This window comes from Sutterella seckii (assembly GCF_009183815.1).
Taxonomy (GTDB): domain Bacteria; phylum Pseudomonadota; class Gammaproteobacteria; order Burkholderiales; family Burkholderiaceae_F; genus Sutterella; species Sutterella seckii.
On sequence record NZ_WEHX01000108.1, the window covers coordinates 1 to 7214 of the forward strand.

Annotated in this window: 5 protein-coding genes; 3 read left to right on the plus strand and 2 right to left on the minus strand. The window is 59.2% G+C overall.

What is annotated here, in order from left to right; translation table 11 throughout:
• Positions 1–456 precede the first annotated feature (456 nt).
• The 3 genes from GBM95_RS10455 to GBM95_RS10465 all read left to right on the plus strand — a co-directional run bounded on the left by GBM95_RS10455 (position 457) and on the right by GBM95_RS10465 (position 3939).
• Positions 457–684, plus strand: coding sequence for a type II toxin-antitoxin system Phd/YefM family antitoxin (locus GBM95_RS10455; protein ID WP_193222669.1), 228 nt, complete (start codon positions 457–459; stop codon positions 682–684).
• A 221-nt stretch (positions 685–905) separates the two neighbouring features.
• Entirely contained in the window at positions 906–2792 is a 1887-nt protein-coding gene (gene htpG, locus GBM95_RS10460) for a molecular chaperone HtpG (protein ID WP_152159039.1), read from the plus strand.
• A 232-nt stretch (positions 2793–3024) separates the two neighbouring features.
• Positions 3025–3939, plus strand: coding sequence for an AEC family transporter (locus tag GBM95_RS10465; RefSeq protein WP_152159040.1), 915 nt, complete (start codon positions 3025–3027; stop codon positions 3937–3939).
• Positions 3940–4044: 105 nt separating this feature from the next.
• Here the strand turns inward: GBM95_RS10465 and GBM95_RS10470 are convergent, their stop codons facing one another.
• Together GBM95_RS10470 and GBM95_RS10475 are read right to left on the minus strand one after the other, a co-directional pair.
• Positions 4045–4656, minus strand: coding sequence for a DMSO/selenate family reductase complex B subunit (locus GBM95_RS10470; RefSeq protein WP_152159041.1), 612 nt, complete (start codon positions 4654–4656; stop codon positions 4045–4047).
• A gap of 22 nt (positions 4657–4678) precedes the next feature.
• Positions 4679–7060, minus strand: coding sequence for a DMSO/selenate family reductase complex A subunit (locus GBM95_RS10475; RefSeq protein ID WP_152159042.1), 2382 nt, complete (start codon positions 7058–7060; stop codon positions 4679–4681).
• Positions 7061–7214: the final 154 nt, after the last annotated feature.

The following is a 7214-nucleotide window of genomic DNA, read 5'->3' on the forward strand; positions in this document are numbered from 1 at the left end:
GAAAACCGCCGGATGCCGAACGGCATGTCCGAAAGGGCCCGATCACGGGGCCATGCGGTGTGGGAGGGGGTACCCTGCAAGGGGGCCCTCTACCCGATACGGGGAGGCAGCTCCCGATGGAGTCATTCTCCGCCTCCTCCCATCCTCCTTTCTTCGCGGATTCCATCATACGCTTGCCCATTTGCATCAGGATGGGCCACTTCTGCGCCCGGATGGTGCGCTTCTTTCAATCTGTGCACAAGCTTAAAGCAGTAGTAACCCCTATTCCGCTAGGAATAAGCTCCTACTCCCCGTGCCTTTAGACAGTAAACCATAAACCAGAGAAATCAAAGCGATATCATAGAGAAAGGAGCGTGCTAACGTTTACGGCAATGAGAGCGCAGCAATAAAGCGCTCCGATACGCACGAATTGAAGATGAACCGCCACCAGGGGGTTCTTCTTGTGGAGAGTTCCAAATGCAGATTTATTCCGCCGCACGTCTTGAAAAAGACTATTCCGCTGTTGCCGCTCAGTGCGCCCGCACGGGCGAGGCGCAGATTCTTGCTGAAAACGGCCGCGCCGATCTCGTTGTGATGGATGCGAAGACCTATCAGCGCCTCGCTGAAAAGGCTACCGGCACTGGCTCGAAGAGCCTCGCCTCCGACCGCATCGCCCTCGAAATGGGCGTGGTTGCTGCGGGCTGATTCACCGCACGCGATCCTGAACCAGGCTTTTCTTCAGAGCAAAGTCCCGGATGGAGATGCACCTCCTCCCGGGACTTTCTTTATGTCTGCCCGGGACGTCTGCGAGCTCAGCAGCCGCTCCACTTGAAAACCGCGCTTCAGCCCCCATATAGGCTTCATCTGCATTCTGCTTTCGTGCAGGATGCGTCAGACCTTTATCAGATTTCGGAGAAAAAGTCGAAATGGCTGCTGAAACTCATGTTTTCCAGACCAAGGTGAGCAAGCTCCTGAAGCTCCTCGCCAATTCCCTTTATTCGAATAAGGAAGTGTTCCTGCGCGAGCTCGTCTCGAACGCCTCCGACGCCATCGACAAGCTCCGCTTCGCGGCAATTGCGAAGCCCGAGCTCCTCGGCAGCGACCCCGTCTTCTCGATCCGCATCAGCGCCGACAAGGAAGCCGGCACCCTTACCGTTTCCGACAACGGCATCGGCATGACGCTCGAGGAAGCGAACGAACACCTCGGCACCATCGCGCAGTCTGGCACCGAAGACTTCCTCGAGCACCTCTCCGCCGACGAAGCGAAGAACGCGCAGCAGATCGGTCAGTTCGGCGTGGGCTTTTATTCGAGCTTCATCGTTGCCGACCGCGTGACCGTCGTTTCGCGCGCCGCGACTGCGGGCGAAAACGAAGCCGTGCGCTGGGAGTCGGACGGCTCGGGCACCTTCACGTCTGAGCTCACCACCCGCGCCTCCCGCGGCACCAACGTGATCCTGCACCTGCGCGACGAGGACAAGAACTTCCTCGATCCCTGGACGCTTCGCGAAACGATCACGAAGTATTCGGACCACATCTCGACGCCGGTTTATCTCCTTGAAGAAAAGCCCGCCGAGGAAGGCAAGACCCCCGAAAAGGACTGGGTGCAGGTGAACGACGCCAAGGCGCTCTGGACGCTGCCGCCCAAGGAAGTGACGGACGACCAGTACAAGGAGTTCTACAAGCACCTCACGCACGACTGGGAAGATCCCCTCTGCTGGGCGCACAACCGCGTTGAAGGCGACCTTGAATACACGTCGCTTCTCTACTGCCCGTCCGTCGCCCCGTACGACCTCTACAACCGCGACCTTCAGAAGGGCCTGAAGCTCTTCGTCGAGCGCGTCTTCATCATGGACCGCGCGGATGCGTTCCTGCCCAACTACCTGAGATTCATCAAGGGCCTCGTCGACACGAACGATCTTCCGCTCAACGTTTCCCGCGAACTTCTTCAGGAAAGCCGCGTAGCCGCGAAGCTGAAGAAGGCCCTTACCCGCCGCGCGCTCGACATGTTCGCGAAGCTCGCCGACGACAAGGAAAAGTACGGCGTCTTCTGGACGCAGTTCGGCCGGGTGCTGAAGGAAGGCATTGTTGAGGATCCGGACAACAAGAAGGCCATTCTCGGGCTCCTCAGATTCGCAACCACGAAGGCCGGAGCTTCCGACATCACGGTGTCGCTTGCCGACTATGTGAGCCGCATGCCCGAAGGCCAGAAGAACATCTACTACGTCATCGCGAACACCCCGGAAGCCGCTGAAGGCTCGCCCTATCTTGAAGGCCTTAAGAAGAAGGGCGTCGAAGTCCTTCTCCTCTGGGAGCGCATCGACGAGTGGATGATGGGTGCTTTGACCGAATTCGACGGCCATAAGTTCATCCCGGCGACCGCCGCCGACCTGGAGCTCGAGGGCGTCAAGGCGAAGTCCGATGATGCGGAAAAGCCTTCCGAAACTTCGAAGGAAGAGGACGACAAGGCAGTAGCCCGCTTCAAGGCCGCGCTCGGCGAAAAGGTTGCGGATGTCCGCGTATCCGACCGCCTCGTCGACTCCGCCGCCTGCGTGGTCGGCCAACACGATCAGATGCTCACCGAACAGATGCGCCGCATGCTCGAGGCTGCGGGGCAGACGGTTCCGGAAGAAAAGTACACCCTCGAAGTCAATCTCGAGAGCCCGCTCGTCAAAAAGGCGCTCGCTGAGAATGATCCGGCCCGCTTCTCCGAATGGGCGGACGTCATTCTCGATCAGGCGCTCCTTTCCGAACAGGGGTCCCTCAAGGACCCGGCAGGGTTCGTGAAGCGCCTCAATGCGCTGCTTCTCTCGTGATGCCGAGTTTTAAGTCCTGAGTTTTTCTCAGAAGGCATGCCGCTCTTTTTCGGGCGGCATGCCTTTTCATTGATGGGATTTCTCTGCAGATGCAGGATTCCGGAGGAATCCGGCAAAGAATCGTCCTCATCTGATCATCGTCATCAATACTCCTCCCGCGGGAGGAGGTGAAGAAGCCTGAAAAGGCGGAAAATAGCGAGCTCACTAAGAACTCATCATTCCGGCTTTTCCCATGGACGAAAATTTCGCCAAGGTTCTCGCCTTCGTTGTCTTCATTGCCCTCGGCTGGGGCCTGAGGCGCTTCAACATTCTGAAGCCCGAGGCCTTTCACGCCATCAGCGCGCTCGTCATGTGCGTGACGCTTCCCTGCGTCACGATGACGGGTTTGAACGGCTTCAAGCTCTCCGCCGACTACGCCGTCATTGCCGCCATCGGCTTTCTTGCCAACGTGCTCTTTCTCATCATCGCCATTTTCCTCACCCTCGGAACGAAGAATATTGAGGAGAGAGACTTCCGGCGGCTGAACCTCACGGGCTTCTCGGTAGGCCCCTTCGCTGTGCCCTACGTGCAGGCATTCCTTTCGCCCGCGAGCCTTCTCACCGCTCTCGTCTTCGACCTCGGGAACGCCTTTATGGCGGCTGGCGGCACCTACGCGGCGATCTCCGGGATGAGGGAGAAGACGTCGCCCGCGAAAATGATCGGCGTTGTTTTTAAGAAGCTTGCGACCTCAGGCCCCATCATTGCCTTCGTCTTCATGCTCATTCTCTGCCTCCTGAGCCTGAAGCTTCCCGACGCCGTGATCACCTGCACCAAGATCGGCGCCGCCGCCAACACCTTCCTCTGCATGGTGATGATCGGCGAGGCGCTCAATCTCTCCCTCACCTTCCGGGAATTTCTCGATCTTCTCAAGATTCTCGCGATGCGCTTCGTGCTTCAGGTGCTCCTCGCCTTCGCGCTTTTTGAGTTTCTGCCCTTCGACCTCGAAGTCCGGCGCGCTCTGGTGCTCGTCTGCTTTGCGCCGGTTCCCGCGATGAACCTCATCTATACGAACCTTCTGAAAGGCGATCTCTCAAAGGCCGCCAACCTGAATACCCTTTCCGTCTTCGTGGCGATCCTCTCGATGTCGGCCGTGATCTACATTATTTGACGGCATTCCGTCTTCGTCCAAAAGGAATCCCCGAATGCTTTTCACCGGCATCCGGGGATTTTTTTATTGCTGAGAACCTCAAACGTCTCAGTCAGCTATTGCGCCTTAGAAACGATGGACGCTCGCGCCCTCAAAGCCCGAGGGCTTCGCGGAAGTGCAGGGCTTGATCACAAGGCTCGGCTTCGTGACCGATGCATCAGCGAGAGGCGCAATGCTCCCGAGCGTTCCGTGCTTCTTCCGGAGCTCCTCGATGTCGCCGAATTCGATGGCGCGTTCGGGGCAGCTTTCGACGCAGACGGGATTGAGTCCTTTCGTCGTACGGTCGAGACACCCGTCGCACTTCGTCATCTTGCGCTTCTTCGTGTTGAGCTGCGGCACGCCGTAAGGACAAGCCTTCGCGCAGAGTCCGCAGCCGATGCACTTCGATTCGTCGATGACGACGAGACCGTCCTCGGCGCGCTTCATATGGGCCTTGGTCGGGCACGCTTTGACGCAAGCCGGATCAGCGCATTCGGTGCAGCCGATGGAAACGTAGTAGGCGAAGACGTCCTGGCGCCAGGCGCCGTTCTTGTCTTCCTTCCAGCTTCCGCCCTCAACTTCAAGCACGCGGCGGAAGTCAATGCCGGGGGGCGTCCCGTTCTTGTCGGCGCACGCGACGGAACACGTGCGGCAGCCCGTGCAGCGGGAGACGTCAATGTAGAAGCCTTTCTGTGTCATTTTCCTTAATCTCCTCTCTTCATCAGGCCTTGCGGACGTCGACAAGAATGTTGTGCTGAGCGTTGCCCTTGCCGTAAGGACTCGGACGATGGGCCGTCAGCGTGTTGATGCAGCCGCCCACGTCAACGCGGCGGCCGTCGATCATCTGCGGGTCGTACCAGGCGCCCTGTGGCATCGTGACGACGCCCGGCATGATGCGCGGCGTAACGCGCACGGGGAGACGCACAATGCCGCGATCGTTGAAGATCTCAACCGTGTCGCCGTCCTGAATTCCTCGCTTACCGGCGTCGACCGGATTCATGTAGAGCGCATCCGGGTGGAGGCTCCTCAGCTTCGGGAGATTATGGAAAGTGGAGTGAATGCGGCCGTGACCGTGGAAGCCGAAGCACTGGAGGGGATACTTCTTCTGAAGCGAATCTCCCGGCATATCCCAGGTGCGCCAGAATTTCGGAATCGCATTGATGCGGTCGCCTTCGGCGATCACCCAGTCGGCGGTTTCCTTCGCGAGCTGCTCGGAATAGATCTCGATTTTGCCCGTTGGGGTCTTGAGCGGATGCGCCGCCGGGTCCTTTCTGAAGGCCTCGAGCGCAATCGGGTCCTTGCGGTAGTGCCAGACCTTGGCAAGCCCCGCCTTCCAGAATTCCTCAAAGGTCGGGAGTTCGGGCACCTTCTTCCGCGTTTCCTCGTAGCACCAGCGCACCCATTCCTCCTGCGTGCGGCCTTCGGTGAATTCCATCTCAAGTCCGAGTTCGCGCGCGATCAGGCGGCAGATTTCATAGGAAGACTTCTGCTCGTATTCGGGTTCGCAGGCCTTCTGGATGGCGAGCATTTCCGCGACGTCGCCGTGGCTGCCGCCCTGGCAGGCCATGTCGTTCGTCTCGGGTCCCAGCGTATCGGGAAGCAGAATGTCGGCATAGCGGCAGGAAGGCGTCATCATGTTGTCGCAGACGACGAGGAATTCGAGCTTCTTCTCGTCCTCGAGCACCTCATGCGTCCAGTTGGCGTCGCCGTGCTGGTTGATCATCGTGTTGCCGCCCGAATTGATGATCATGCGGATATTCTGCGTGAGCTTCTCCGCGCCCTTCAGGGCATCGGTGCGGCGGGTCATTTCGCTTCCGCGGACGATGGCATCCGTCCAGAGGTAGCAGGGAATCGACGCCTTGACGGGGTTCTTTCCGACCGGGAGATACACCGCAGGGAAGGAGGTGTTCCCTTCATGCTCGCCCGAATTCGTGCCGGGGAGCCCGATCTGGCCGAGGAGAATCGGCACCATGGCGATGGCGCGCGACGTATCTTCGCCGTTCGCCTGACGCTGCGGGCCCCAGCCTTGCGAGACGAAGAGCGGCTTCGTTTCGGCCATTTCCTTCGCAAGACGCCGGATCACGTCGGCAGAGATTCCCGTAATGCCGCTCGCCCATTCCGGCGTCTTTTCGATCCGATCGGGGCCGCGGCCGAGAATATGGGACTTGTAATCGGCATTCTTAGGCGCAGATGCGGGAAGCGTCTTTTCGTCGTAGCCCACGCAGTACTTGTCGAGGAACGCCTGATCGACCTGATTCTTCGTGATCCATTCGTAGGCGAGCGCCTCGACGAGCGCAGCATCGGTGCCCGGACGGATGGGAACCCATTCGTCGGCGCGCGTTGTCGCCGTATCGGTGAAGCACGGGTCGATCACAATGATCTTCGGGCGCTTCTTCGAGAGCGCGAGATCGATCTGGTAGCCCTTGCCGCCGCCCGAGGGACGCGTGACGGAAGGGTTGTTGCCGAAGAGAACATAGAGTTCGGCGTCCGCAATCACGCTCGGCAGCGACGCCGGACGACCGCCGTAGGTGAGCGGGAAGGCGGCGGCGAGCTGCGCGTTCGAATAGGAGCCGTAGTATTTGAGGAACCCGCCCATGAGGTTCATAAGGCGCTGCCAGGCGCGGCGCGAACTCACGATCGACTGCTGGCCGGAGCAATACTGCCAGTAGATCGATTCGTTGCCGTAGGCGTCGCGGATGCGCTTCCATTCGGAGGCAATGGTCTTTACGGCCTCTTCCCAGGAAATGCGCTCGAACTTTCCTTCGCCGCGCTTCCCGATGCGCTTCATCGGATACTTCAGGCGATCGGGCGAATAGATGCGCTCGCGCATTGAGCGGCCGCGCTGGCAGGCGCGGATCTGCCGGGGCGCATCCGTTGCATCCGGGAGCGTGTTGTCGGTTTCAATGCGAATCACCTTCCCGGCTTTCGTGAAGCACCGCACCGGGCAGCGCTGGCCGCAGTTGATGACGCAGGCGCACCAGGAAAAAGATTCAATGTCTTCTGCTGCTGCCGCCACGGCGCTTGCGAGCGGCGTCATGGCGAGTCCGGCGAGCGCAAGCGATGAGCGCAGGAGATCTCTGCGTGAAATTCCTGTTTCAAGCATTTTGGGGTCCTTGAGACGGAGTTGAGAAACACCTCCGGCGCGAACGGAACTTATGGCTTCGTGAATTCCCAGGAATCCGTTAACAGAGTCTGAAAGAAATTCATATCCCGGCTTAGTTTTGATTTAAGGCAACTAACTGAAATCTAAAGGTTAG